The sequence below is a fragment of the Winogradskyella pulchriflava genome, from assembly GCF_042434315.1.
Classification (GTDB): Bacteria; Bacteroidota; Bacteroidia; order Flavobacteriales; family Flavobacteriaceae; genus Winogradskyella; species Winogradskyella pulchriflava.
Window position 1 is genome coordinate 196,153 of the sequence record NZ_JBHLTQ010000005.1, and the last position, 25,631, is coordinate 221,783.

Sequence of the window (25,631 nt, forward strand, 5' to 3'; positions counted from 1 at the left end):
ACATGGCTATAATCTATTACTTAGTTTTATACTTTTTTAACCTTGCATTTATAATGTTTTCTTAGCTTTGTTGAAATATATACAACGCTATAATTAGAAAAAACAAATGAAAAAATTACTTACTTTATTTTTAACAGGATTATTATTTACGAGCTGTGCAGACAAACCAAGTTATACCGTTAAAGGCAAAGCCGAAGGCGTTAGCGATGGTACTTTAATTCGTTTAGCAAAAATTAATGAAGTAGGAAAACAAGTTATTAAGGATTCTGCTGTAATTACAAACGAAGAATTTACCTTAAAAGGCGCTGTAGAAGAACCTAACATCTACTTTTTAGCATTAGACGGCACATTTAATAACGCGGTTTTTATGTTAGAAAACAGTGATATTCAAATAGACTTTAACAAGGAGGTTCCTATGGAATCTAAAGTAACAGGTTCAGAGTCTAATGCAGGCTATGAAGCGTTTCAAAACGAAATGCTAAAATTCAGGGAAGAAGGAAGTGCCATCATGTCCGAATATAACGAATTGGGTAATGAACCAGCTCCTGAGAAAAGAGACTCTATTGCTAAGGCAATGGATGACTTAAGAAAAAGACAAATAAACTATCCGTTGATTTTTATTCAAGAGCATAAGGACAGTTATTTTAGCCTTAACCTTGTTGAGTTAGAATCCAGCAGACCTGGTTTTAACGTTGTTGAGTATAGAGAAGCCTTTGAGAACTTTACATCAAAGCTAAAAGACTCTAAAAAAGGGGTTATCGTTAAGCAAAAGTTAGACAAACTCTACGAAGAGCATCAAAAAACTGCTAGCCAAAATAACTAAAGTTCATAGGCTTAAAAAAACATTAATACAATAAAATCTTATTTTGGTTAATGTTGAAAAGCAAACAAAGTGAATGAATAAAACAATATTTGAGATTACCAAAATGGACTGTCCATCGGAGGAAAATCTAATCCGAATGAAATTGGATGGAATCTCAAATATTGTGAATTTAGACTTTGATATTCCTAACCGGAAATTGATCGTTTTTCACAGCGGAGAAATTAACCAAATCGAAAATTCAATTCTAGAACTGAATTTAGGTGGAAAGAAAATATCCACCGAACTAACCGACCAAACGGAATTTAAAGAAAATGCAAACCAGAAAAAACTACTTTGGTCTGTACTTGCAATCAACTTTACCTTTTTCATTGTAGAAATGACAACAGGAATTATCTCAAAATCAATGGGATTGGTTGCCGACAGCTTGGATATGCTTGCTGACAGTTTTGTTTATGGAATTAGTTTGTTTGCTGTTGGTGGAACTTTGGTAAGAAAAAAACGAATTGCAAAACTAGCTGGTTATTTTCAAATAACACTTGCAGTAATTGGATTTGTTGAAGTTTTGAGAAGGTTTTTTGGAGACGAGCAGCTTCCCGATTTTTCAACAATGATAATCGTTTCAGTTTTTGCCCTTATCGCAAATGGTATCTGTCTTTACATATTACAAAAATCAAAAAGTAAAGAAGAGGCACATATGAAAGCCAGTATGATCTTCACTTCAAATGATGTCATTATTAATTTAGGAGTTATTATCGCTGGATTTTTAGTAAGTTGGATAAACTCTAGTAAACCTGATTTGATTGTCGGAACAATTGTTTTTGTTCTTGTGATTCAAGGAGCTTTCAGAATACTAAAATTAAGTAAATAGAAAACACAATCACAATAATGGTTAAAAGTAATTGCTTATTCTCAACTACTTCTTACTTCATCAGTATTTAACTAAATTATTTTAGCTTACCTGTTTTATACAATACAAATAGAATTATAATTGGTATAGCCAGCAAGCCAATATGACCTAAATCGGTTTTAAACAAACTTGGCAATAAAATTAAAGTAACCATGTAACCACCTACTGCTCCACCAAAATGGGCATCGTGACCAATATTGCCTATTCTTTTCTTCATACCATAGATAGAATATAACAAATAGCCAATACCAAACACATAACCTGGAATTGGAATTGGCACAAAAAACATATACAAATTCATTTCTGGTCGTAGCAAAATTGCGGCATACAAAATACCTGTTACCGCTCCACTAGCTCCTACAGCACTATACCAATATTCATCTTTATGAAAATAAAGTGACAGCAGGTTTCCAAAAATAAGACTGGCAATGTAGATGATAATAAAGTTAAGTTGCCCTAATTCAAAAATCACGGCATTGGCAAAGAAATACAAAGTCAACATGTTAAACAACAAATGGGTTGTATCAACATGAAGAAACCCAGAACTAAACATTCTTATTTGTTCACCACGCCTAATACTACCGACATTAAACTTGTACTTTTCAAAAAACAACCGGTCATCAAAGCCTTTTAAAGATATAATTACATTAGCAGCAATAATAGCGATTGTTACAGGATCTAAATTCATAAAATCTAAACTTATAAGTCAAATATAACATATATTTGCGCTTAAAAGCTAACATAATAATAATGCAACTTATTGCCTATATTTTAATTTATCCATTTCTCTGGTTAATTTCTATTTTACCTTTTAGATTATTGTATATCCTATCAGATATAGCTTATATCTTCGTCTATAAAATTTTTGGATATAGAAAAAAGACAGTTATCCCTAACCTAAAATTAGTTTTTCCTGAAAAGTCGGAAGAAGAAATATTAGATATTGCTAGCAAATTTTACCATCATCTATGTGATATGATTTTAGAATCTATAAAATCGTTAACCATATCTGAAAAAGAACTAAAAAAACGATTTGTAGCTACAAATATTGAGCTCCTGCATGACCTAGAAAAAAAGAACAAGTCAGTCATTTTAATGTGTGCACATTATGGAAGTTGGGAGTGGATCTTTATATTGCAACGTTACATTAACTATAAAGGTTATGCGATATACAAACGCTTAACAAACAAGTATTTTGACAGATTAGTAAAGCGTATAAGGGCTAAATACAACACATACCTCATAACCAACAAACAAGCGATAAACACATTAATTGAAGCTAAAAATAAAGGAGAATTAACATTAAACGGATTTATATCAGACCAATCACCAAAAGCACATAAAGCCTATTATTGGAATGAATTTATGGGCATTAAAGTCCCTATGCACACAGGTGCTGAAATTTTAGCTAAAAAACTTGATATGGCTGTCGTGTTTTTTAGAGTGGAAAGAAAAAAACGTGGTTACTACGAGTTAACGTTCGAGACTATTACCGAAAACCCAAACGAATACAAAAACTACGAGATTACAGATATCTTCTTTAAAAAGGTTGAAGAACAAATTCTTGAAGCACCGCAATATTACCTTTGGACGCACAAACGTTGGAAACATAGAAATAAAGTACCACCAAAATTCCAGTAGAAGATTTTAATCCAAATTAAACCAAACATCTACATTGGTTGCATTACATGGTTTACCAACTAATGATTTATGGATAAATTCATTATTGCATTTTGAGTACTCATAATCCTTAGCCCAATCTTGATGATTTTCAGCTAAAGCAATAATACTATCACAAACATATACTATTTCGGCATTGGTTGTTGTTGGATGTATTGACATACGAATCCAACCTGGTTTACGTACCAATTCACCAATAGAAATTTCATCCGTCAATTGTCGCGAAGTTTGTTGATCTACATGAAGTAAAAAATGTCCATAAGTACCTGCACAACTACAGCCACCACGTGTTTGTATGCCGAATTTATCGTTGAGTAATTTTACACCTAAATTAAAGTGTAAATCATCAATGTAGAATGATATCACTCCTAATCTGTCTTTATGCTGACCAGCTAGAATAGTAATATTAGAAATAGGATCCAATTTCTTAAAAATAGTGTCAATTAATTCATGTTCGCGCTTCAACATATTAGCAACTCCCATTTGCTCTTTTAGCTTAACAGAAAGTGCCGTTTTTATAGTTTGAAGAAAACCAGGAGTTCCTCCATCTTCTCTATCTTCAATATTGTCAATGTACTTGTGTTCTCCCCAAGGATTTGTCCAACTTACAGTTCCTCCACCTGGACAATCCGGAATCATATTTTTATACAATTTTTTATTAAAAACCAAAACACCACAAGTACCAGGACCTCCTAAAAACTTATGAGGTGAAAAGAAAATGGCATCCAATTGAGCAGCTTCGTCTTCAGGATGCATATCTATTTCAATGTAGGGTGCAGAACACGCAAAATCAACAAAACAAACTCCACCATGTTTATGCATCAATTTAGCAATTTCATGATGTGGTGTTTGAATTCCTGTAACATTAGATCCTCCACTAATTGAAGCAATCTTAATAGTACAATCTTTATATTGTATAAGTAGTTTTTCTAAATTCTTAAGGCAAACCAAACCATCTTCATCTGGTGGAATAACTTCAACCTTAGCCATAGTTTCTAACCAAGACGTCTGATTAGAATGATGCTCCATATGCGTTACAAAAACTACTGGTCGCATTTCATCTGGAACCTTTGTGTAATCTTTTAAGTTCTCAGGTATTTTTAAGCCAAGGATACGTTGAAACTTATTCACCACACCTGTCATACCATTACCAGACATAATTAAGACATCATCTTCATTACAATTCACATGATCTTTAATTATCTGCTTAGCTTTATGGTACGCTTTGGTCATTGCAGTACCAGAAACCGTTGTCTCAGTATGTGTGTTAGCTACAAAAGGGCCAAACTCATTACACAATTTTTCTTCAATAGGTCTGTATAAACGACCAGATGCTGTCCAATCTGTGTAAATGATTTTTTGCTCACCATAAGGTGACACAAAGGTTTGCTCTTGACCGATAATATGTTTTCTGAACTGATCAAAGTAAGTTTCTAAATCAGTTGTTTCAGTTGTAGTGGTTTCAGAAATCATAATCCTCTTCCTATTTAATTCAGTAATTTAAAGATACTAAATATTAGCTATTGTTTTTATTTCGGCAATAAATCGGTCTGCCAAACTATCAGCAGCCTCTTGAGAAGGCGCTTCAGTATAAATTCTAATAATTGGCTCCGTATTACTTTTACGCAAATGCACCCAACTATCAGCAAAGTCAATTTTTACACCATCAATTGTGGTTAATTTTTCATGGCTATAGTTAGATTCCATAGTGCTCAAAATACCATCAACATCCAAGCCTGGTGTTAATTGTATTTTTTTCTTACTCATAAAGTAATTTGGGTACGTTGCTCTAAGTTCGCTTACCTTCATTTTCTTCTCAGCTAATAGGCTTAAAAATAAAGCTACACCTACCAAAGCATCACGTCCGTAATGCAATTCAGGATAAATGATACCACCATTACCTTCTCCTCCAATAACAACATTGTTCTTCTTCATCAATTCCACAACGTTTACCTCACCTACAGCACTGGCTTCGTACATACCTCCATGCTTTTCAGTAACATCACGCAAGGCTCTTGTAGAACTCATATTACTTACCGTATTACCAGGATTTTTACTTAGCACATAATCAGCACAAGCCACCAATGTATATTCTTCTCCAAACATCTCACCAGTTTCGTCCATAAAAGCCAAACGATCCACATCTGGATCTACGACAATACCAAAATCCGCACGTTCTTTTACAACGGCTTTAGCTAAATCTCCTAAGTGTTCTTTAAGTGGCTCTGGATTATGCGGAAAATGTCCTGTTGGGTCACAATATAACTTCACAGGATGTACTCCCAAACGCTCTAATAACAAAGGAATGGCAATTCCTCCTGTAGAATTTACACCATCTACAACCACTTTAAAATTAGCAGCTTCAATAGCCTTTTTATTAACAAGAGGTAATTCTAAAACCTCATCGATATGCATATCTATGTAGGCTTCGTTTTTAGTAATTTTACCTAAGTCATCTACATCAGCAAAAATCAATTCATTAGATTCTGCAAGTTCTAAAATCTTCTGTCCTTCAGCACCATTCAAAAACTCTCCTTTGTGGTTTAAAAGCTTTAACGCATTCCATTGTTTTGGGTTATGACTTGCCGTTAAAATTATACCTCCATCAGCATGTTCCATTGGTACGGCAACCTCAACCGTTGGTGTGGTTGACAATCCTAAATCGATAACATTGATACCTAAACCAACTAAGGTTTGCATAACTAAACTCTGAATCATTTCTCCAGAAATTCGTGCATCTCTACCAACAACAACTCTGTAATTGTCCTTGTTGCGTTGTTGTTTAATCCACGTACCATAAGCTGCTGCAAATTTAACCGCATCAATTGGTGTTAAATTTTCCTCAACTGGTCCTCCAATAGTGCCTCGAATTCCTGAAATAGATTTTATTAAAGTCATTTTTTTCTGATTTTCAGCAAATATAAATAGATATACCGTTTATAACTATTTTGTTATTATGAATTTGTAAATTCGACAAATGAATTTTCTCGCCCACATATACCTTTCTAGCAATAATGAACTTCTAACCATAGGCAATTTTGCTGGTGATGGTGTTAGAGGAAAAAACTATACACGTTTTCCTATAGCAATGCAAGCCGGAATTCAATTACACCGTGAAATCGATACCTTCACAGATGCGCATCCTATTGTTAGAAAAAGTACTAAACGGCTTCATAAAGCTTATGGCCATTACAGTGGAGTCATTGTCGATATTTTTTATGATCATTTTCTTGCTAAAAACTGGAAAAATTATTCCGATGAACCATTAGCGGAATACATTGATGATTTTTATGAAAGTTTAATCAGAAACCTACATCATTTACCAGAGCGTTTTAAAAAGATGACTCCGATTATGATTGAAGGAAATTGGCTATTGAGTTACGCTACGATTGATGGTATTCAACTGGTTTTAAATGGCATGAATAGAAGAACGAAAGGCCGTTCTAAAATGAATGAAGCTACTAAGGAACTGAGAGAAAACTACCAGGCTTTTGAAAATGATTTCACACTCTTTTTTAAGGAACTTATAGAATTTAGTACCAACAAACGTCTCGAAATTGAAAAACGATTTAATTTATGAAACATCTAATTACAATTATCTTTTTTAGTTTTTTCATTTGCTTAAGCTGTAAAGAAAATCCAAAGGAAACTACAAAACAGTCCATAAACAGAGGTGTCATTGCAAATAAAGCAATGGTTGTAAGTGCGCGTGAAGAAGCTTCAAAAATTGGAGCTGAGATTTTAAAACAAGGAGGTAACGCTTTTGATGCCATGTTTGCCACAGAAATGGCATTGGCTGTGGTGTATCCTTATGCTGGAAATTTAGGTGGTGGTGGTTTTATGGTGTATCGCTTAGCTGATGGTGAAACAGGTGCATTAGATTATAGAGAAAAAGCACCTTTAGCTGCTAACAAAACCATGTATCTTGATGAGGAAGGAAATATAATAAAAGACAAAAGTACAGTTGGTGTACATTCGGTTGGAGTACCTGGAACTATCGCTGGAATTTTTGCAGCCCACCAAAAGTTCGGAACACTTCCTATTGAAGAATTACTAAAACCTGTCATCACTTTGGCAGAAAACGGATTTGCAGTTACCGAAAAGCAACATCTTAAATTTCAGGATTACGATAGTATTATTAGAGCGGTAAACGGTAAAGAAATAATGTTCAACAAGAACGTAAAACCCAAAGATACCATAAAGAATACTGCACTTGCACAAACCTTAAAACGAATCGCCAAAAATGGTCGTGATGAGTTTTATAAAGGTGAAACAGCACAACAGTTAATTAACTACCTTAAAGCAAATGGCAGCATTATGACGCTAGAAGATTTAGAGCGTTATGAAGCGAAATGGAGGCAACCTGTTGAATTTCAATACAAAGACTATAACATTATATCAATGTCTCCTCCCTCTAGTGGAGGTCTGTGTTTAGCGCAAATCATGAAAATGATGGAACCTTTCGACCTTAAATCGTATGGTCATAATTCCCTAAAAAGTATTCAGGTGATGGTTGAAGCCGAGCGCAGAGCCTATGCCGACAGAAGTTACTTTTTAGGTGATCCTGATTTTGTTGATATTCCAACTGAGACACTATTAAGTGATGTGTATTTAAACAATCGTATGAGTGATTTCTCTTTTGAAAACCCGACACCTTCCGATGCTATTTCGTACGGTAAAATTCTAGGTCACGAAAGTGAGGAAACCACTCACTACTCTATTGTGGATACTTATGGAAATGCGGTTTCGGTTACGACGACCTTAAACAGTGGTTACGGCTCAAAACTATATGCAGAAAACCTTGGTTTTTTTCTCAATAACGAAATGGACGATTTTAGCAGTAAACCTGGTGAACCAAATATCTACGGTCTTATTGGTGGAGAGGCAAATAGTATAGCTCCGGAAAAACGCATGTTAAGTGCTATGACTCCAACCATTGTTGAAAAAGATGGAGAATTATTTATGGTATTGGGTACACCTGGAGGTTCTACTATAATCACTTCAGTTTTACAGACAATTTTAAACGTTATTGAGTTTGATATGACCATGCAACAAGCCGTTGACGCACCTCGCCTTCACCACCAATGGTTACCAGATAATATTCGTATGGAAGTCGATTTATTTTCCGAAGAATTAAAACAACAACTCGAAGCCAAAGGCTATGACATTAATGAAGAAGCCGCACCAATCACGGCACGTGTAGAAGCTATACTTGTTCTTGAAGATGGCAGACTAGAAGGCGGTGCAGATTATCGAGGTGATGATACTGCTGTTGGGTTTTAACATCAATTAACAATTTCCAAAACCTCAAAATTGTATCTTTAAGCACCTAAATTGAATAGAACATAACCACTTCTTAAAACCAATCAAAAAATGAAACGATTTATTGTTACACTAGCGTTTTGCTATTCGTTATTTAGTTTTTCACAAGGCACACAATTATTAAGACAACCCACATTGCATGGAGATGATGTCGTCTTTGTCTATGCCAACGATTTATGGAAAGCCTCAGTAAATGGAGGAACAGCTATTCGTTTAACAAGTGATGACGGCTATGAATCGAATCCTCATTTTTCTAACGACGGAAAAATGATTGCTTTTACAGCTCAATACGATGGCAATGTTGATGTATTTGTAATGCCAGCTGAAGGTGGTGAGCCAAAACGACTTACCTATCATCCTGGTGGCGACTATGTACAAGGCTGGACACCAGATGGAGAAGTGCTGTTTCGTTCTAGTAGAGAAGCACAACCTACAATGACCAATAAATTCTTTACAGTTTCTACTAAAGGAGGCTTACCAAAAGCCTTAGATATTCCCAGAGCAGCTTATGGCGAAATGTCCCCTGATGGGAAACATTTAGCCTATACTCCAATTACAGGTTGGGATGCCGAATGGAGAAACTACCGTGGTGGACAAGCCATGCCAATTTGGGTTGTGGATCTAAATACCAAAGCGCTCACCAGAACAACGCAACCTACTAAAGAACGTCACCTTGACCCTGTTTGGTTAAATGGAATGGTTTATTTTATGTCCGAGCGCGATTATACCATGAATATTTGGTCTTTCAATCCTTCAACCAAAGAAGAAAAACAAATCACCTTTCATAAAAAATTTGATGTTAAAAGCTTAGATGCTAGCGACGATAAAATCGTGTACGAACAAGGAGGCTATCTTCATGTTTACAATCCAAGCTCAGGAGTCACAAAGCAATTGAATATTGATGTTAAGGCAGATCTAAACTTCTACCGTACCAAGTGGAAAGATGTATCGGAAAGACAATTATCCAATCCAAACCTTTCACCAAAAGGCAAACGTGCTATTTTTGAGCATAGAGGAGAAATATTTACTGTCCCAAAGGAAAACGGCACCTGGAAAAATATTACCAACTCACCTGGAGTTGCAGACCGAAGTCCAATTTGGTCGCCTAAAGGTGATAAAATAGCCTGGTTCTCTGATGCTAGTGGTGAATATCAATTAATGTTAGCAGACCAAGATGGTCAAAATGCTGAAGCTATAAAACTGCCAAACCCTACCTTCTACTTTCAACCCGATTGGTCACCTGATGGAAAACATATAGCATACACAGATACTCACTACAACATCTGGATTATCAACTTAGAATCTAAAAAAACAACTAAAGTAGATACAGATCGCTATGCACATCCTAACCGCTCCATGAATCCGGTATGGTCACCAGACAGCAAGTGGATTGCTTATGCTAAACAACAGGAAAGCCACTTCAAGGCCATTTTCGCTTATAATATTGATTCCAAGAAAATCATTCAGATTACAGACCCAATTGCAGATGCCATTTCACCAGTTTGGGATGCCAATGGCAAATACCTTTATACTTTGGCAAGTACCAACTATGGTTTACAGTCGGGCTGGTTAGATATGAGTAACTACGATCCTGCTGCCAATCTCACTAGAAATTTATATGCTGTAGTCTTGAGCGCAAAGGATAAATCACCTACACTGCCTAAAAATGACATGGAAGATAGCACTTCAAAAGATGAAGAGGGTAAGGACAAGGAGAAAGACAAGGAAAAAGAGGAAAAGAAAGACAAGGATAAATCCAACGGAGTTACTGTCACAATTGACCAGGAAGGCATCTTTAATAGAGCTGTTGCTCTAGAAATGCCTGCAAGAAACTACGTCGCATTGTTAAAAGCCCCTGAAAAGAAAGTGTTTGTTGCAGAAGCAATTCCTAATACCAATGGCTTCAAAGTCCATACCTATGATCTCGAAGAAGGCAAAGCAACGGATTTTGCCGAAGGTGTTAATCAAATGGTGGCTTCTGAAGATAGAAAATCAGTCCTGCTTTTTCAAAATAGAAACTGGGTGTTAACAAATTCTTCGGCACCTCCAAAACCTGGAAAGGACAACTTAAAAACCAATATTAAAATTAAGATAGACCCTAAGGCCGAAGCACATCAAATTTTTAAGGAAGGCTGGCGCTACATGCGCGATTTCCTTTATGTTGATAATGTACATGGAGCACCATGGGATGAAGTTTATAAATGGTATTCACCTTGGATAGATCATGTACGCCATAGAACTGACTTAAACTACGTAGTAGATATCATGAGTGGTGAAGTTGCTGTAGGACATTCCTATGTATCTGGTGGTGATTTTCCAAATGTAAATCAAGTACCTGTTGGCTTATTGGGTTGCGATATCACCTTAACAAACGGTAATTTTAAGATTTCTAAAATCTATACAGGGGAACGTTGGAATCCTAATTTAGATGCACCACTTGCCAAACCAGGCATTGATGTTAACGAGGGAGATTATTTATTGGCTATAAACGGTAAGCAACTTACTGCAGATACCAACCCTTATAGTTTATTAGAACAAACCGCTGGTAGGGAAATCAATATTACGGTGAATTCTAAACCATCTATGACGGATGCCAAAACTGTTTTAGTAAAACCTATAAGTAATGAAAGAGGCTTAAGAAGTGTTGACTGGGTAGAAGGTAATCGTAGAAAGGTTGATGAATTATCAAACGGAAAACTAGCTTATGTTTATGTGCCAAACACTGGTGGAGGTGGCTTTACGTCATTTAACAGGTATTACTTTTCGCAGCAAGATAAAAAAGGTGTGATTATAGACGAACGCAACAATGGTGGTGGTTCAGCTGCAGATTATATGATTGATATTATGTCTAGAGAACTCTTTGGCTACTTTAACAGTAAAGCGGGAGACAAACGTCCATGGACAACTCCAATCGCAGGGATTTGGGGACCAAAAGTTATGCTCATTAACGAACGTGCAGGTTCTGGTGGTGACTTATTACCTTATATGTTTAAGATGAAAAAACTAGGACCTTTAATCGGTACCAGAACTTGGGGAGGCTTAGTAGGTACTTGGGACACTCCTCAATTTATTGATGGAGGACGTATGGTGGCACCGCGTGGAGGGTTTTATGATGTTAATGGCAACTGGGCTGTAGAAGGTGAAGGTATTGCTCCAGATATTGAAGTAATCCAAGAACCAAAAGAAACATCAAAAGGTAATGACCCACAATTAGAGCGTGCTGTACAAGAAGCTTTAAGTTTATTAAAAGGCAATGAGTTTGAATTACAACCAGAACCTAAAGCTCCTGTTCGCTGGAAACGACCTGAAGGGTATAAATCTGATAATTAATAAAGTCATCGCGAGGCTAGAGCCTGTGCTGAGCGCAATCGAAGTAAAGCAATCTGTTTAATGTTAGCTGCTTCGTGCCTCGCAGTGACGTAAGCGTGGTAAGATAGCTTCTCGATAGACTTAGGAATCACAATGAAAATACCATAAGTATCAAAACCATCAAAAGCTAAACGTATTCTATAGTTGAGCCCTGTCATCCTGAACTTGTTTCAGGATCTCATTAAGCATCAGATGTTGAAACGAGTTCAGCATGACAATAAATTAGTTCAAATTAACAAAGTACTTGAAATTCCGACAAAGTCGGAAACAACGATTTTCAGAAATAATGAGCCCCAAATAATGTTTTGAAAATGAAACAAGGGTTGAAAGATAAAGTACAATTAAATATTAGATCATTAATGTATTAGCGAATGGTACTTTAGTAATTTCCTAACAAATCGTTTTGACTTTTTGGTTCGTTTTGTGTCAAGACAAAATGAACAGATAATAAACAAACCCATTCATGGCAAAAAAAAGTAAACTCAAAAAAACACTAAAAATCATTGGAGGCATCATCGTCTTCCTAACCTTACCCTCACTCCTGTTCTTTGGGTTTATGTACCTAAAATACAACGAAGACCTACCAACAGGACAACAAGGGCAAGCTGCTGACCAACTCGCCACACAAATGCTGCAATCCTTGAATGAAGAAGCTTATTTAAACACGGATTATTTAGAGTGGACATTTAAAGGGAGGCACCATTACAAATGGTATAAATCCGAAAAAACCTGTGAAGTATCATGGGATGAGATGACCGTCATTTTGGATTTAGAAAAGCGTGACAATTCAAAAGTGTTTGCCGGACAACAGGAGTACAATGGAAAAGAAAAACACGACTATATTCTTAAAGCCGAAAACTACTTTAACAATGATGCGTTCTGGCTCGTTGCTCCTTACAAAGTTTTTGACATAGGCACCGAACGCAGATTAGTTAAAACCGAAGACAACAAAAATGCGCTACTAGTCACCTACACTTCCGGAGGTACAACACCTGGCGACTCTTACTTATGGCATTTTGATGATACAGGCAAACCCAAAAGCTATCAAATGTGGGTAGATATCCTACCTATTGGTGGTTTGGAAGCCACATGGGATAATTGGATTACCACAGAGAGCGGAGCCCTCTTACCAACATCGCATAAATTATTGGTGTTCGATTTAGAAATGGGAGACGTTAGAGGATTGTCATTCTAACGTCATCGCGAGGTACGACGCGATCTCTCAATTTAGTATTTCATAAGATCACTACATCAGTTACCAGTTTCACGCTTAGCTCGTCGCTCATCACTCTTTAACAAGCATTACACAACTGACTGAAAACACAACCAAACCCTACTTAGACCGTTGCCCTACAAACTGCTGACTTTTCAACTTAAACAACACGTTAAAACTGGTAAGACTACCATAGCTTCTTGTGATGTATTGCTGAAGATCAATCTTTTCTTGTTCTTCTAGGTTACTGGAATTAATCTTCTGTTCCATTACACGCAAGCGATCACGAACCATTGTAATTTTATGGAAGAATTTATCTATCGGCAGTTCACTGGCTTTCAGATTCTCATCACCAGGTTGCATAATCAGTGTACCACCTTTCCATTTATCGGCAATGGCAACAACTTCGGAAACATCCGACCACTTTTTAAGTATAGCTTTCAGGCTTCTTTCAACCTCATAAAAACTAATGGTATCCACATCGTCTTCTGCTGCTTCAATAACTTCAAAGTCAGCGTCTAAATCTATAGTTTCTAAACCGTTGTCTATAAAGGTAACCCAATAGTGTTTTGAGGTGACGTTAGTGACGACTCCTTTTCCGTATTCTGGGTGATTGATTCTTGAGCCTATACCTAGTAATTTCATATTAATATGTGATGTTATGCCCATACAATGGGAGTGCTATTAAACTTGTATTTCGCGACTAAAATAGTAAAATATCCAAGTCGTAAAACAGAACACCAAAAGAAATGTTAATAAATATAAAAAGGTATTGCAACGCTCGAAAAATCTTGATATTTTTGTTATATTCTTAAAAAACAACTCATTAACTATGAAAAAACTATTTATTACCGTATTATTTTTAGGATTTACTATTTTCCTAAGTGCGCAGAACACTCCACAAGTTGGGGATGAATTAGTAATAAAAGCAACTGAATCGAGCACGTATGAGCATATTGACTTTCCGAAGCCCAATATCTTAATCAAACGTGGTAGCGTTGCTAATTACAAAAGTGTTGTAGGCAATACCGTTGTTATTGAAGAAGTTAATACCAAAGCAGATGGTACTGTGGTTGTGGTATTAAAACAAAAAGATGGCGGAAAGTTTTTTAACTTTAAAAAGAAAGTTACAGCAGATTATAACGCAGCTATTGCTGCTAAGGAACTGGTAGCCGTAAAATAAGGACGCCCTACCGTTATTAAACAAACATATGATGAAGTACACTATTAGTTTAGTGTACTTTTTTTTATGCCTTAGATGGTGTTGTAAACGCCAGCTTATATAAACATAAACCTATCCTCGTCTTTAGAAAAGGCTTTTGTTATTCTAGATTTGGCTTTTGTGTCACCTGCATTTTGATGGTTTGCATATGTGGCATCTTTGGATTTGAATAGGCGTTTTTTGAGGTCTTGTAATAATTTCATAGCACTTGTCATTTGGTGTTACCAAAGATACGATATAAGTGTGGGGTTTGGATGTCCAAAATGACTGCAAACAGGTTAAACATCAAAGATTTAGCAATCATTTAACAATTAGGTAGTATTGTGATAAAGTTGGTGGTTTTTTTATGAGCACTGTGGTTTCGCTTTATGGGACTTTTTTTTAGATATGTTCATTTTTGAAGGACAAAAAACGAACCAAAACGTCCTTTACTGTCGAAGGTATTTTTATTGGCTTACTGACGCCAATAAAACCATAATCAAAATCCTAAATAGCTTCCAAGGCTTCAGCTATTTTTTTCGGATTTTAATTATATATACTGCCGACAGCATTTTCCGACTGTGTCGGAATTTCAAGTGCGATGTTGTTTGGGAAAAGGTTATGGTGCTTTTTTGGTTAACAGCTAATTCTCTAAAGGTAATTAGCTATTGTAATTCTTACTCTTAAAAAGACTGCTTTGTGCTTTGTAGTGCTTATTTATTTGTTATTACTAGTAAGAGGCTTTTTGACAGTTTGGAGGTTTCTATGGTTATTTTATAGTTGCGTCGAAGGAACGTCGAAGGAGAGTCGAAGGAGAGTCGAAGGAGCGTCGGAGGAGCGTCGGAGGAGCTCTTGGTTAAATTTCAGGGTTTAAAATTTGTTTTCTTTGATTCTACAACAACTTGTAAAACCCTATAAAACTGTAAGTTACATGATTATTTTTAGATTTTTTCATTTTTATGAAATTCACAATCGGTATTCGGATGGCTTTAAAAAATTTTTAAAGGATGCGGAAAATTGGGCTAGGAAATTAAAAAATCATCGGTATAATGCATTTTTTATCGATAATATGTTAATTTATGTCAGTGAACGGTTAAAATAATTTTTTATATGTTTGACCCACAGCAGTTTAGCAGACGTATACTTGCTAGCTATAAAATCCGGATTTATAGATTGCTGTTACAATTCCCCTTATACCTTAAAAGACCCGAAACGAGTTTGGGTTGTACTAATCAGATGTGCATAGTTTAATTAAACCATAGCTACGCATGTCCTAAAACCTTTTTATTATGGCAAAGAATAATTCTTTTATTCGATTAGAAGGTACCTTGGATGGGTTGACCTTTTACAGAAAAGACGGTAATAATTTTGTAAAAACCAAAAGCCGTGTGAGTAGAAACCGTATAATGAACGCTCCTGAGTATCAGCGAACACGTGAGAACATGCAAGAGTTTAAGTGTGCCACAAAGAGTGGTAAGAGCTTTAGAGATAGTTTTTCATCTATTTCGCGCTTGGTAAGTAGTTCTAACCTTACGGGTCGTGTTGTGGGTATTATGCGTAGAATTATTAATAATGGTGCTGGTCTGCGTGGACAACGTACGCTTAACCTTGTTGATAATATAGAACCATTTATTGGATTTAATTTTAACGAGCAGAAGCCGTTTGATAGTCATTTTAATGCTCCTAATTCAGGACCTACTATAAATGCCAATCGTGATACGGTTAACTGGATGATACCCGATTTTAATACCGATACTTACATTAAAAAACCAGAAGGTGCTACACATTTTAAGCTGGTGCTTGCCGCTGGGTACACTAGTAATTACGAATGGGTGTCTGCTTTACAAGCTTACGAGCCAATAGAAGACACTCCAAATGGTGTGGGTAGCGTTACCTATAGTGATGCTATTGCCTTAGGTGCTATGGTTGGTGCGGATACCGATATTAAGGTTGACCTCACAGCTTATGCTCCAATACCTGCAACTACAGCCTTGTTTGCTGGTACGGCGATTGTGTTTTACCAGGAAGTTAATGGTGAACTGTATGAGTTGGCACAAGGCCACTGTATGAAAATTGCTGTGGTTGGGTAGGTTGTTGCTGGCTGTTAGCTGTTAGCTGTTAGCTGTTAGCTGTTAGCTGTTAGCTGTTAGCTAAATTAATTTTATAATCCCGTATGGTTTTGCTGTACGGGATTTTTTTATATGTACTTTTTTATGCACAAAAAAGCTACCAAAAAAGGCTTTTACTGTCGAAGGTATTTTTAATAGCATTCCCTTGCTATTAAAACCATAACTAAAACCCTAAATAGCTTCCAAGGCTTCAGCTATTTTTTACGGATTTTAGTTATATATACTGCCGACAGCTTTTCCGACTGTGTCGGAATTGCAAGTGCGATGGTGGTTGGGGAATGGTTATTGTGCTTGGGTGGTAACTACAAATACTCTAATGGAAGTGTCATTGCGAGTGAGGTACGAGCGTGGCAATCTGTTTCATTTTTTTTTCTGTTTTATAATGCCTACTTTTTGGGTTTGTAATTATAATACCGTGTGGTTTTGCTGTACGGGATTTTTTTATATGTACTTTTTTATGCCTAAAAAAGCTACCAAAAAAGGCTTTTACTGTCGAAGGTATTTTTAATAGCATTCAATGCTATTAAAACCATAACTAAAACCCTAAATAGCTTCCAAGGCTTCAGCTATTTTTTACGGATTTTAGTTATATATACTGCCGACAGCTTTTCCGACCGTGTCGGAATGGCAAGTGCGATTATGATTTGGGAATGGTTATGGTGTTTGGGTGGTAACGACAAATACTCTAATGGAAGTGTCATTGCGAGTGAGGTACGAGCGTGGCAATCTGTTTAATTTTTTTTATGTTTTATAATGTTTGCTTTTTGGGTTTTGTAATTATGATACCGTGTGATCTTACTGCACGGGATTTTTTTATATGTACTTTTTTATGCCAAAAAAGCTACCAAAAAAGGCTTTTACTGTCGAAGGTATTTTTAATAGCATTCCCTTGCTATTAAAACCATAACTAAAATGCTAAATAGCTTCCAAGGCTTCAGCTATTTTTTACGGATTTTAGTTATATATACTGCCGACAGCTTTTCCGACCGTGTCGGAATTGCAAGTGCGATGGTGGTTAGGGAATGGTTATGGTGTTTGGTTGGTAACGACAAATACTCTAATGGAAGTGTCATTGCGAGTGAGGTACGAGCGTGGCAATCTGTTTCATTTTTTTCTGTTTTATAATGTCTGCTTTTTGGTTTTGTAATTATGATACCGTGTGGTCTTACTGTCCTGGATTTTTTTATATGTACTTTTTTATGCCTAAAAAAGCTACCAAAAAAAGCTTTTACTGTCGAAGGTATTTTTAATAGCATCATCATGCTATTAAAAAACCATAACTAAAACCCTAAATAGCTTCCAAGGCTTCAGCTATTTTTTACGGGTTTTAGTTATATATACTGCCGACAGCTTTTCCGACCGTGTCGGAATGGCAAGTGCGATTATGATTTGGGAATGGTTATGGTGTTTGGGTGGTAACGACAAATACTCTAATGGAAGTGTCATTGCGAGTGAGGTACGAGCGTGGCAATCTGTTTAATGATACCCTTAAACTCCATGAGATTCCTTCACTGTGCTAGGAATGACCAAAATAGCATGCTTGATACTGCATCTAGATTTCATTTTTAAGGATATACTATTGAAGGAGTTGTTACCATTTTTATGCCTCTTCATCTTGACTTAGAATTTCTACAAGCTCTTTGTACCTTTCTGGCTCTCCTATTTCTTCAAAAAAGGTTTCTATTAATCGCGGTGGAAACTCTCTAACTTCTTCATAAGATAATCCTATGGTCTCTAAATAGTCTTCTAGCTGAGGAACTACGACAAGCATTTTAGCAGTTTTCTTTGGGTAAAACCCTTGAAGCTTAGATATATCCTTCTTTTTAATTGGCTCTGATAATTCTTGATTAGAATCTCTCCACTGGTTAAAAAGGGCTAACATAATCTGCCCTATTGTGGGCTGTTTTATTTGAAGGTATTTTGCATAGTTTTTTTTAAATGTATTACGATTGGTCCCGAACAACTTATAAATAGATTCCTTATCAAATTTATTGGGTATATGTCTATCAGTAATATCTGCTAGCGATTGGTCTGACAGAGTGTTATAAGGTGTATCCCTAAGGTTTAACCAGTTAGCATGATGCATCACATAAACCAGCCACCTCCTTGATGATTTAAAATCGTCACTAAGAAGGTAGCTGGATAGAACTAGAAAAAAATGCGTTCCATTTTTCCATCTGTGACCTGTTGGTAAAAGGGATTGTACTAAATCTTTCCATTCGTTATTGTTTGTCACAGACATTTTGATGGTTATTTTTTTCTATTGGGATTTAACTGTGCACCTTTATTACCATGCACTTTACTGTATGTGCTGTTGGTACCAGATGTACCTTTGTTTGCATTAGCTTGATTGGCTTTGTGATTGTTTTGCTTACTCATAATTTTAATGATTTTAGTATTAATATACGCCAAAAGTAAATCACAAAAATTTGGTGTTTCTAGATATTGACGGTTCTAGTTCTAATACTATTTACAACATTATCATATAACAAAAAATAAAATGGAAATTAGCCTTACAATATCATTTAAAGCAAAGTGAATCGATCTCATTAAACCAACACTTGTTCAATATTAAACTGGTAATAATTAAATTGAAACTTTAAGAAATACTCTATTCAATAATCCATTCTTTTCTATACGATGTACTTGCACCTCAAAATACTTATCAGTTTTATGAAATACTTTGTTATGGATACATTTAACATAGCCTAATTTTTTATTAGCTTTAGTTAGCACAACAGCATTATTGTCGTATTCATTGTTCTTTTCTAACAGGTAAACTAACCTATCTCCTACGCTTATAAAATTACTTGGAATCTTATAGGTTGAAAGACCTGCTATTTCTGTTATAAATGAAAGACCTTTAATTGGATTAAAATCGGCTAGAAATTCAAAATTGTCAGTAGGCAATAATCCTTGAGTGTATGCAAGCATATAAAAATCATCTTCTTTATACTTTCTATCTATTTGCCAAAAGTTGTAAAAGTCTTTTACATCATTTCGCTCAGAACGGATAATACGTTGGCCGAATATATCTAAAACATTTTCAGTATAGACTTTATCTGTGTCAGGAAAGCCTTCATAATGTTTAAAACCTAGTTTTAAAGCCTCTGCAAGTCCTTCTTGTACGTATTGAAAACGCACACCCTCACTAGCATTGCGTTTTATAACACCTATAGTAATGCGTCTGCCACCTCTACCTTTACGCCAGACTAGAAATATATTGCCAATAGTTTTCAAATAAGGGATGCTAATTTGTTGTACCGCAAAGTTATCAATTTAATCATCAAGTTCTTTCTATCCTCTGAAAGTTTGTAGTCATTTAATTTTTCGGGCAAATTTTTATCTAAATTTAAAATAATATAGCTAATACTATTTTCATCAAATTCACTTACAACTCTACTTATAACTCTCTTAATATCAAACCTATAATCTACTTGCAATTTTTCTAAGAGTTCAAAGTGGTTTAGTTTTCCTTCCAGGCCTTCCCAGTGAATTTCGGACATCCCCTTTCTGAGGTATTTATCAAGCATTTGATTATCTGAAAGCATTTTAACTACTTTTTCGTCTACAAACTCCCTTCCTAAACAACATCCACTATCATAAATTGGTGAAAATTCATTCTTAATTATTTCTGATTGCGCCATAAGAGCATTTTTTCTAAATCTACTATTGGGCTTTAAAAATCTCAGTTGATTAGGAATTGACTTTATGAAATATCTAGTTAGTTTTATAAGTTGTTTTTTTAAATAATTGGTTTCTGATTTTTTTAAATTAATTTCTATTTCATTTAATATTTCATTATAGTATGTTATTATACCCCAATTTTCTTGGTGTCTATCAGAATTACCGATTAAAGCATCAAATACTAACATTTCTAAAAATTTTACTAGGTGCTTTTCTAGCTTAAACAGTTTTAATGTATCTAGAATAAATTGGAAAGTGTAATCTTTTTTATCAGTTTCAGGATTGTATGATGGCTTCTTACCTGTTAAATACACTACCCCTTCAGTTAAATTATTCTTTGTGTCGTCAACCATAGAAGCTGAAATACAACCCACTTTTTGAATTGTATGTTCACTGTAGGCTATATTATAATCTAATAAAGGAAAACCCAAAAACTGACCAACTTTTGATGACGCAATTTCTGACCAAAACTCCATAGGATATCTTATTTCACCAGTATCTAATTCTTTGGACCCTTTAAAAAAAAACTCCTTATCACTAGCTGGCTGGATGACAATTTGCTTACTTCTGGTACCAGTAGTATTTTCATAAATTTTTACGTCCCACTCTGAAACATCGGTGAATGTTGGTATGTATTTATCCATTTACCTCATAATGTTCTGAACCATTCTGAAATGCTTCTATTAGTTTAGGTTGCTCGACCATATTAGTGTTTAAACTTCTTTTATTCTACCAATGTAGTTATCAATTTTGCCAAATCCTTAATTCTATTTTGCTTTTGTTGATTAGTCAATTCGGGAAGGTTTCCGTCTTCTATATTAACTTTTTGAATTGCAACATATGGCAATAATTTATGAATCTCATTGATGGCTTCGTTTTTAGTAAAATCATTTCTCTCGTTTGCTAGATCAGAAGCATAATTAATTGTTGCTCTTAAAGGGTACCACGTATTGTGATATAAAAAGCAATGTACAGCTTCACCATTATTAAATTGAACGAGATTATCGTTATAAGCTTCAATAGCTTCTATTAAATGTTCTAATTCCATAGTTATATGGTTTTGGTTTTTAACTATTTTTTATTGTTTTACACTTTCTATCCAATTTAAGTCTGGGTTGGCTTTGATGAACTGCTTTATCTTACCGAAACTATCTTCAAACCATTGTTTAATATCTTCGTCGGAGTTTTTACTATCTATAAAGTGAAAAAGTTTTTTGTAGTTTCTTAAACCTAATCCAAAGTCATCTAATTGGCAATACTCAAATAGGCCAGAAGCTTTTCCACGTTCATAAATCTCGTTGCATTGTGGATGCGATTTATGTACCCATATTTGGGTTTGCAACTTACAAAGCTCAAATTGAATACAATACAATATTTCTGTATGTTCTGATTTGTCTTGCAACGGATTGGGCAACATAATACCTATTCTATCATGTCTTCTTAACATGGGAATTTTTTCTTGTTTTTTTGTTGCCGTTTTTGGAAACGCTTTTTTAAACTCTGGTAATGCGTTTTGTATGTGAAAATTCATAGCCTCATAGGTGTTTAAAAAATGTTTTAAGGTAATAACCGTGTTTGTTGTTATTGAGGTGTCCATTGCCATTTGTTGTTGTTTTAAAAAATGTACGTATTGCATAGCCATAACGTTATTGCTATGCTTTTTTTCTAATAAGTTACTTATGTTATACCATCTTAATTGTTTAAAATGATGCTGGTTTTCTTTTTTGGTATCTACATGTTTAGTGCAATAGCGTAAATGCGTTTCTTTATCTATTTCATCAAGTACTTTGACATAACGCGATAATTGTTCCCAACCTTCTTTTGAGTTGACTTTGTTTTCTATAAAGCAAATGGTGGTTTCGTTTTCTAAAACCATATCTACAATACAGTTAGGGTCGTTTGGTAAGGTATATTTTACTTGTGTGTTTACTTTATAATCACCAGCATCTAGTTTTAATAAGTTTACAAAATCTGCCAAAATAGCTGGATTGCATTGTAATACACCCGCAAAACACTCGGTAGTAAAATCTTCTAACGGTGTTCTGTTGCTATTTGTGTTGCTGTATAATTTATACAGATTGTTAAACATAGGTTTTAGACTATAGTTTCTCTCTCAAACGCTTCTTTTAAAACCGCTTGCATTAGCATATTAGCGTATTGTTCACTTTGGGTGATTTCTTGCTCCAACGCATTACATTTTTGCATTAGAGTTACTACTTTTTCTACAATAGCTTTTTGTTCTTCAAGTGACATTAAAGGGTAAACCATATTTTTTAAAAAACCTGTATTAATATTTGGGAATGAAGCACCTTCTTTTGAATTGTTAATGTGAGTGTATAACTGAATCATATAATTTAATAGAAATTGCGGATATAACTCTTTGTTATGAAGTCGAACGACAGCTAAACCATCATAAATAAACCCTTTAATTCCTGTCAAGCAACATTTGCCAGTAGTTGAACCACTAACTGCAATTATAAATTCATTTTTGTTTACGTATCTACTATATTTTGTGCCTAAATCCGTCAAATATTCTTTCGTTTTTAATAGAATATCTTGCTCACTATTATTTGTAATGTCACTTATAGTAATCCAGTTACTATTTGTTTTTTCTTCTGAAAAATAGCGTTTATCTCCTTTTGGTCTTGGTGAAGAACCTCTTTGGATATCACTTATTTCTCCCAACCTACACCAACTCCAACTTTCAGGAATTGTAAAAGGAATTTCCTCTGCTGTGATTGGTGGCAAAGGTTTTTCCTTTTTAATTTTCTTGTCCTTTATTAACTTTTCTTTTTCAGCTTTTATGCGTTTTAATAATTCACTTGCAGGTTCTGTATTTGGGTATTGTTCACGCCATTCTTGGGTAAGTTTTCCTTGTATGGCTTCTTGTAAAATGGCTTGTTTTAGTTGCGAAATGAGTTGTTTTTGGGTTTGGATTTCAGAATCTAATAATTCATTATACCTTTCTTTATTTTTAAACCCTTCTATTATTTCTTGTTGTTCTTGTGTTGTGTCTGGAAGTGGTATTTCAACTTCAAATAAAGCTTTAGGTTGAATACGTTTTGTTGCAGCACCTTTTGCAATATCAATTAATGATAAATAAAAATCTCCTTGTTTTAAGAAGTAATCTAACCACTCTGGCAAACAAGACTTATCTACATCAAAAGCTGGTAAATCCGAAGAACTTGTAAATCCATCTAATTCTTTAGGAATAATACCGAAAGCACCTTTATGTAAATTCTGCTTTCCGTAAATAAACTGACCTTCAGACCTTTTAAAATATTTAGTTGCTCCTTTAGTTTCTTTAGTTAATGGACGTTTAATAACACCATTAGCATTTAAAAGGACACGAATTCTCGAATCTGCGTTTGACTCTACTGCTTCAATTTTGCTTTCTGTTAATATAGAACCTAACTTTACTTTCTTCCAATTATTCATTTGCAAGTTCACTTATTAGGTCAATACTATTCTGAAAAGACTTTTTTAATCTTTTCAATATTTCGTCAGAAGATTCTAATTTTTCTTCCTCTTCTTGAACAGGATTTTTAATATCTAAATCCCAATCTTTTAAATCATTAATATTTACTTTCCAAGCTTGGTCGTTTTCTTCTCGGTTATTCCACCATTTAATTAGTGGTTCAAACTCATTAAACTGTATGGGTTTGGTTTTAGAATAACTTTTTTGACCTTCGGGTAATTTGTGTTCGTAATACCAAATGTCTTTGGTTTTGTTTCCTTTTTCAAAGAATAATAGATTGGTACTTACTGTGGCAGGAAAAAACGTAGTTTGTGGTAAACGAATAATGGTGTGCAAATTACAATCTGTCAATAATTTTTCTCTAATTCTTGCTTTTACACCATCACCAGTAATAGAGCCATCAGGTAACACAATAGCACAACGTCCTTTGGGTTTTAAGAGTTGCAACATTAAAATCACAAATAAATCGGCAGATTCCTTACATCTATACGTTGCAGGAAAGTTGGTTTCTACACCATCTGCTATACTTGCACCAAAAGGTGGATTTGCCAAAATAACATCTACTTGGTCTTTACGTCCAATACTGTTGTATTCCTTTTTTAAACTATCAATGTAATGATAGTCTGGAACATCCATTTCGTGTAAAATTAAATTGGTTAAACCCAAAACATAAGCTACAGGTTTTAATTCCCAACCAGTAATGCTATTTTGCAAGGTATGTTCATCATCAACTGTATTTACATAGTGGTCTCTAACGTGGTCAATTGCTGCGGTTAAAAATCCTCCTGTTCCTGCTGCTGGGTCAAGCACTTTTTCGCCCAATTTTGGGTCAGTCATTTGTGTCATTAATTGCGTAACAGCTCTTGGTGTGTAGTATTCACCTTTATTTCCTGCATCACGCAATTCTTGTAAAATGCTTTCGTAAATGTTTCCAAAAATGTGTTTATCGTCAGAATTGTTAAAGTCAATTTCGTTGAGTTTGTTAATGACTTTACGCATTTCGTAACCACTTTTCATATAATTGTTCGAGCCATCAAACACTTCTTTAACTATTGCAGCACGTTTTGGGTTGGTTACGCTTGTTAAATTACGCAAGGTGGCAAACAAACCTCTGTTGCTTTGTGCGTTGCTATCTATAAATTCTAATAAATCGTCTCCTGTAATACCTTCTGGGTCGCTTGCCCAAGTTCTCCATTGAAATTTCTCTGGAATTACAGATTGATAATCGTCTTTTAAGATTTCTAATTCTTGGTCTTTATCGTCTATAATTTTTAAAAAGAGCATCCAACCTAATTGCTCTAATCGTTGTGCATCACCAGAAATCCCTCTGTCTTGACGCATTATATTTCTAATACTGCTTACTACTGCTGCTACGTTTGCCATATGATTATTCTAATAGTCGTTTTAATTCAGACTTTATTTTTATTTGTGAAATATCGCTTTTATTAATAAAACTAAACTTAAAATGCTTAGGATGTAATTGCATTAACTTTTTGCCGAGTATTTCAATACTTTCAGTTCTAATTCTATACTTTTTTTCTACTCTATCATTTGTAATAATAAATAGTAGATGAATAGGCATTGCTTCTTGAAGCCATTTTGTTTTTTCAAAAAGCCAATAAAATTTAGAAATACTCTCAACTGGACGTAAGTTATTTTCATACTCAATTAAGATAATTTTGTCTTTAAAATAAAATGAATCATCGGGTCTTATTTTATACGAAACCCTATTTAGCAAAAGAACTTTATCTTCAGTGTGCTTATTAAAATCACTTGATTTCATAAAATGATGAACTATTTGCTGAGTTTGCTCTATATTCAT

At 34.8% G+C, this 25,631-nt stretch carries 24 protein-coding genes; 9 read left to right on the top strand and 15 right to left on the bottom strand.

All coding sequences use genetic code 11. The features are described from left to right. Nucleotides 1-106 precede the first annotated feature (106 nt). Both ACFFGA_RS10285 and ACFFGA_RS10290 read left to right on the top strand, forming a co-directional pair. Nucleotides 107-823, top strand: coding sequence for a DUF4369 domain-containing protein (locus tag ACFFGA_RS10285; RefSeq protein ID WP_386063441.1), 717 nt, complete (start codon nt 107-109; stop codon nt 821-823). Nucleotides 824-896: 73 nt separating this feature from the next. Next, entirely contained in the window at nt 897-1,691 is a 795-nt protein-coding gene (locus tag ACFFGA_RS10290) for a cation efflux transmembrane domain-containing protein (protein ID WP_386063443.1), read from the top strand. A 76-nt stretch (nt 1,692-1,767) separates the two neighbouring features. Here the strand turns inward: ACFFGA_RS10290 and ACFFGA_RS10295 are convergent, their stop codons facing one another. Further along, the gene (locus ACFFGA_RS10295; RefSeq protein ID WP_386063446.1) at nt 1,768-2,418 is read right to left on the bottom strand and encodes a rhomboid family intramembrane serine protease; all 651 of its coding nucleotides are present in this window, start codon (nt 2,416-2,418) and stop codon (nt 1,768-1,770) included. 62 nt (nt 2,419-2,480) lie between these two features. Here ACFFGA_RS10295 and ACFFGA_RS10300 point away from each other — a divergent pair, with 62 nt between their 5' ends. Continuing rightward, nucleotides 2,481-3,371 (top strand): lysophospholipid acyltransferase family protein, encoded by an 891-nt coding sequence (locus ACFFGA_RS10300; RefSeq protein WP_386063449.1) that lies wholly within the window; start codon nt 2,481-2,483, stop codon nt 3,369-3,371. A 6-nt stretch (nt 3,372-3,377) separates the two neighbouring features. Here the strand turns inward: ACFFGA_RS10300 and ACFFGA_RS10305 are convergent, their stop codons facing one another. Beyond that, nucleotides 3,378-4,883, bottom strand: a complete 1,506-nt coding sequence (locus ACFFGA_RS10305; RefSeq protein ID WP_386063452.1) for an aminotransferase class V-fold PLP-dependent enzyme — start codon at nt 4,881-4,883, stop codon at nt 3,378-3,380. Nucleotides 4,884-4,919: 36 nt separating this feature from the next. Continuing rightward, nucleotides 4,920-6,308 (bottom strand): phosphoglucosamine mutase, encoded by a 1,389-nt coding sequence (gene glmM / locus ACFFGA_RS10310; protein ID WP_386063455.1) that lies wholly within the window; start codon nt 6,306-6,308, stop codon nt 4,920-4,922. Between the two features lie 79 nt (nt 6,309-6,387). Here glmM and ACFFGA_RS10315 point away from each other — a divergent pair, with 79 nt between their 5' ends. From ACFFGA_RS10315 to ACFFGA_RS10325, 3 genes are all read left to right on the top strand, one after another. Then, nucleotides 6,388-6,990: an acyl carrier protein phosphodiesterase gene (locus ACFFGA_RS10315; RefSeq protein WP_386063458.1), complete on the top strand. Its 603-nt coding sequence runs from the start codon at nt 6,388-6,390 to the stop codon at nt 6,988-6,990. Further along, nucleotides 6,987-8,693, top strand: a complete 1,707-nt coding sequence (gene ggt / locus ACFFGA_RS10320) for a gamma-glutamyltransferase (protein ID WP_386063461.1) — start codon at nt 6,987-6,989, stop codon at nt 8,691-8,693. Before ACFFGA_RS10315 ends, ggt begins: the two co-directional genes overlap by 4 nt. A gap of 90 nt (nt 8,694-8,783) precedes the next feature. After that, on the top strand, nt 8,784-12,062 hold the full coding sequence (locus ACFFGA_RS10325; RefSeq protein ID WP_386063463.1) for a S41 family peptidase: 3,279 nt from the start codon (nt 8,784-8,786) through the stop codon (nt 12,060-12,062). A 5-nt stretch (nt 12,063-12,067) separates the two neighbouring features. Here ACFFGA_RS10325 and ACFFGA_RS10330 read toward each other — a convergent pair whose 3' ends face one another. Continuing rightward, the gene (locus tag ACFFGA_RS10330) at nt 12,068-12,259 is read right to left on the bottom strand and encodes a hypothetical protein (RefSeq protein WP_386063465.1); all 192 of its coding nucleotides are present in this window, start codon (nt 12,257-12,259) and stop codon (nt 12,068-12,070) included. Nucleotides 12,260-12,564: 305 nt separating this feature from the next. Here ACFFGA_RS10330 and ACFFGA_RS10335 point away from each other — a divergent pair, with 305 nt between their 5' ends. Next, complete coding sequence (locus ACFFGA_RS10335) at nt 12,565-13,296, top strand: hypothetical protein (RefSeq protein WP_386063467.1); 732 nt, start codon at nt 12,565-12,567, stop codon at nt 13,294-13,296. 138 nt (nt 13,297-13,434) lie between these two features. On the opposite strand, the gene ACFFGA_RS10340 is transcribed toward ACFFGA_RS10335, so the two are convergent. After that, nucleotides 13,435-13,959 carry a DUF8685 domain-containing protein gene (locus tag ACFFGA_RS10340; RefSeq protein ID WP_386064342.1) on the bottom strand — a complete coding sequence of 175 codons (525 nt, stop codon included), beginning with the start codon at nt 13,957-13,959 and terminating at the stop codon, nt 13,435-13,437. Between the two features lie 187 nt (nt 13,960-14,146). Here ACFFGA_RS10340 and ACFFGA_RS10345 point away from each other — a divergent pair, with 187 nt between their 5' ends. Continuing rightward, nucleotides 14,147-14,497 carry a hypothetical protein gene (locus ACFFGA_RS10345; protein ID WP_386063470.1) on the top strand — a complete coding sequence of 117 codons (351 nt, stop codon included), beginning with the start codon at nt 14,147-14,149 and terminating at the stop codon, nt 14,495-14,497. 95 nt (nt 14,498-14,592) lie between these two features. On the opposite strand, the gene ACFFGA_RS10350 is transcribed toward ACFFGA_RS10345, so the two are convergent. Further along, a complete protein-coding gene (locus tag ACFFGA_RS10350; RefSeq protein WP_386063473.1) occupies nt 14,593-14,739 on the bottom strand; it encodes a hypothetical protein in 147 nt (48 codons plus the stop codon). 1,065 nt (nt 14,740-15,804) lie between these two features. Between ACFFGA_RS10350 and ACFFGA_RS10355 the strand changes: the two genes are divergently transcribed. Further along, complete coding sequence (locus ACFFGA_RS10355; protein ID WP_386063475.1) at nt 15,805-16,605, top strand: hypothetical protein; 801 nt, start codon at nt 15,805-15,807, stop codon at nt 16,603-16,605. Nucleotides 16,606-18,244: 1,639 nt separating this feature from the next. Here ACFFGA_RS10355 and ACFFGA_RS10360 read toward each other — a convergent pair. From ACFFGA_RS10360 to ACFFGA_RS10400, 9 genes are all read right to left on the bottom strand, one after another. After that, the gene (locus ACFFGA_RS10360) at nt 18,245-18,886 is read right to left on the bottom strand and encodes a hypothetical protein (protein WP_386063478.1); all 642 of its coding nucleotides are present in this window, start codon (nt 18,884-18,886) and stop codon (nt 18,245-18,247) included. An 8-nt stretch (nt 18,887-18,894) separates the two neighbouring features. After that, nucleotides 18,895-19,023, bottom strand: a complete 129-nt coding sequence (locus ACFFGA_RS10365) for a hypothetical protein (RefSeq protein WP_386063480.1) — start codon at nt 19,021-19,023, stop codon at nt 18,895-18,897. A gap of 207 nt (nt 19,024-19,230) precedes the next feature. After that, on the bottom strand, nt 19,231-19,884 hold the full coding sequence (locus ACFFGA_RS10370; RefSeq protein WP_386063482.1) for an HIRAN domain-containing protein: 654 nt from the start codon (nt 19,882-19,884) through the stop codon (nt 19,231-19,233). Further along, nucleotides 19,881-20,975, bottom strand: a complete 1,095-nt coding sequence (locus ACFFGA_RS10375) for a HipA domain-containing protein (protein ID WP_386063485.1) — start codon at nt 20,973-20,975, stop codon at nt 19,881-19,883. The genes ACFFGA_RS10370 and ACFFGA_RS10375 overlap by 4 nt, the downstream gene beginning before the upstream one ends. Before the next feature lie 80 nt (nt 20,976-21,055). Then, a complete protein-coding gene (locus ACFFGA_RS10380) occupies nt 21,056-21,379 on the bottom strand; it encodes a hypothetical protein (protein WP_386063488.1) in 324 nt (107 codons plus the stop codon). A 30-nt stretch (nt 21,380-21,409) separates the two neighbouring features. Beyond that, complete coding sequence (locus ACFFGA_RS10385) at nt 21,410-22,420, bottom strand: PD-(D/E)XK nuclease family protein (RefSeq protein ID WP_386063491.1); 1,011 nt, start codon at nt 22,418-22,420, stop codon at nt 21,410-21,412. A gap of 5 nt (nt 22,421-22,425) precedes the next feature. After that, nucleotides 22,426-23,769 carry a restriction endonuclease subunit S gene (locus tag ACFFGA_RS10390; protein WP_386063493.1) on the bottom strand — a complete coding sequence of 448 codons (1,344 nt, stop codon included), beginning with the start codon at nt 23,767-23,769 and terminating at the stop codon, nt 22,426-22,428. Next, nucleotides 23,762-25,192, bottom strand: a complete 1,431-nt coding sequence (locus ACFFGA_RS10395) for a class I SAM-dependent DNA methyltransferase (RefSeq protein WP_386063496.1) — start codon at nt 25,190-25,192, stop codon at nt 23,762-23,764. Before ACFFGA_RS10395 ends, ACFFGA_RS10390 begins: the two co-directional genes overlap by 8 nt. 4 nt (nt 25,193-25,196) lie before the next feature. Then, nucleotides 25,197-25,631 carry a hypothetical protein gene (locus ACFFGA_RS10400; protein ID WP_386063499.1) on the bottom strand — a complete coding sequence of 145 codons (435 nt, stop codon included), beginning with the start codon at nt 25,629-25,631 and terminating at the stop codon, nt 25,197-25,199.

Coding starts and splice junctions, on each gene's coding strand:
- ACFFGA_RS10285 (WP_386063441.1), top strand. CDS start 107: ATGAAAAAATTACTTACTTTATTTTTAACAGGATTATTATTTACGAGC.
- ACFFGA_RS10290 (WP_386063443.1), top strand. CDS start 897: ATGAATAAAACAATATTTGAGATTACCAAAATGGACTGTCCATCGGAG.
- ACFFGA_RS10295 (WP_386063446.1), bottom strand. CDS start 2,418: ATGAATTTAGATCCTGTAACAATCGCTATTATTGCTGCTAATGTAATT.
- ACFFGA_RS10300 (WP_386063449.1), top strand. CDS start 2,481: ATGCAACTTATTGCCTATATTTTAATTTATCCATTTCTCTGGTTAATT.
- ACFFGA_RS10305 (WP_386063452.1), bottom strand. CDS start 4,883: ATGATTTCTGAAACCACTACAACTGAAACAACTGATTTAGAAACTTAC.
- glmM (WP_386063455.1), bottom strand. CDS start 6,308: ATGACTTTAATAAAATCTATTTCAGGAATTCGAGGCACTATTGGAGGA.
- ACFFGA_RS10315 (WP_386063458.1), top strand. CDS start 6,388: ATGAATTTTCTCGCCCACATATACCTTTCTAGCAATAATGAACTTCTA.
- ggt (WP_386063461.1), top strand. CDS start 6,987: ATGAAACATCTAATTACAATTATCTTTTTTAGTTTTTTCATTTGCTTA.
- ACFFGA_RS10325 (WP_386063463.1), top strand. CDS start 8,784: ATGAAACGATTTATTGTTACACTAGCGTTTTGCTATTCGTTATTTAGT.
- ACFFGA_RS10330 (WP_386063465.1), bottom strand. CDS start 12,259: ATGACAGGGCTCAACTATAGAATACGTTTAGCTTTTGATGGTTTTGAT.
- ACFFGA_RS10335 (WP_386063467.1), top strand. CDS start 12,565: ATGGCAAAAAAAAGTAAACTCAAAAAAACACTAAAAATCATTGGAGGC.
- ACFFGA_RS10340 (WP_386064342.1), bottom strand. CDS start 13,959: ATGAAATTACTAGGTATAGGCTCAAGAATCAATCACCCAGAATACGGA.
- ACFFGA_RS10345 (WP_386063470.1), top strand. CDS start 14,147: ATGAAAAAACTATTTATTACCGTATTATTTTTAGGATTTACTATTTTC.
- ACFFGA_RS10350 (WP_386063473.1), bottom strand. CDS start 14,739: ATGAAATTATTACAAGACCTCAAAAAACGCCTATTCAAATCCAAAGAT.
- ACFFGA_RS10355 (WP_386063475.1), top strand. CDS start 15,805: ATGGCAAAGAATAATTCTTTTATTCGATTAGAAGGTACCTTGGATGGG.
- ACFFGA_RS10360 (WP_386063478.1), bottom strand. CDS start 18,886: ATGTCTGTGACAAACAATAACGAATGGAAAGATTTAGTACAATCCCTT.
- ACFFGA_RS10365 (WP_386063480.1), bottom strand. CDS start 19,023: ATGAGTAAGCAAAACAATCACAAAGCCAATCAAGCTAATGCAAACAAA.
- ACFFGA_RS10375 (WP_386063485.1), bottom strand. CDS start 20,975: ATGGATAAATACATACCAACATTCACCGATGTTTCAGAGTGGGACGTA.
- ACFFGA_RS10380 (WP_386063488.1), bottom strand. CDS start 21,379: ATGGAATTAGAACATTTAATAGAAGCTATTGAAGCTTATAACGATAAT.
- ACFFGA_RS10385 (WP_386063491.1), bottom strand. CDS start 22,420: ATGTTTAACAATCTGTATAAATTATACAGCAACACAAATAGCAACAGA.
- ACFFGA_RS10390 (WP_386063493.1), bottom strand. CDS start 23,769: ATGAATAATTGGAAGAAAGTAAAGTTAGGTTCTATATTAACAGAAAGC.
- ACFFGA_RS10395 (WP_386063496.1), bottom strand. CDS start 25,192: ATGGCAAACGTAGCAGCAGTAGTAAGCAGTATTAGAAATATAATGCGT.
- ACFFGA_RS10400 (WP_386063499.1), bottom strand. CDS start 25,631: ATGAATATAGAGCAAACTCAGCAAATAGTTCATCATTTTATGAAATCA.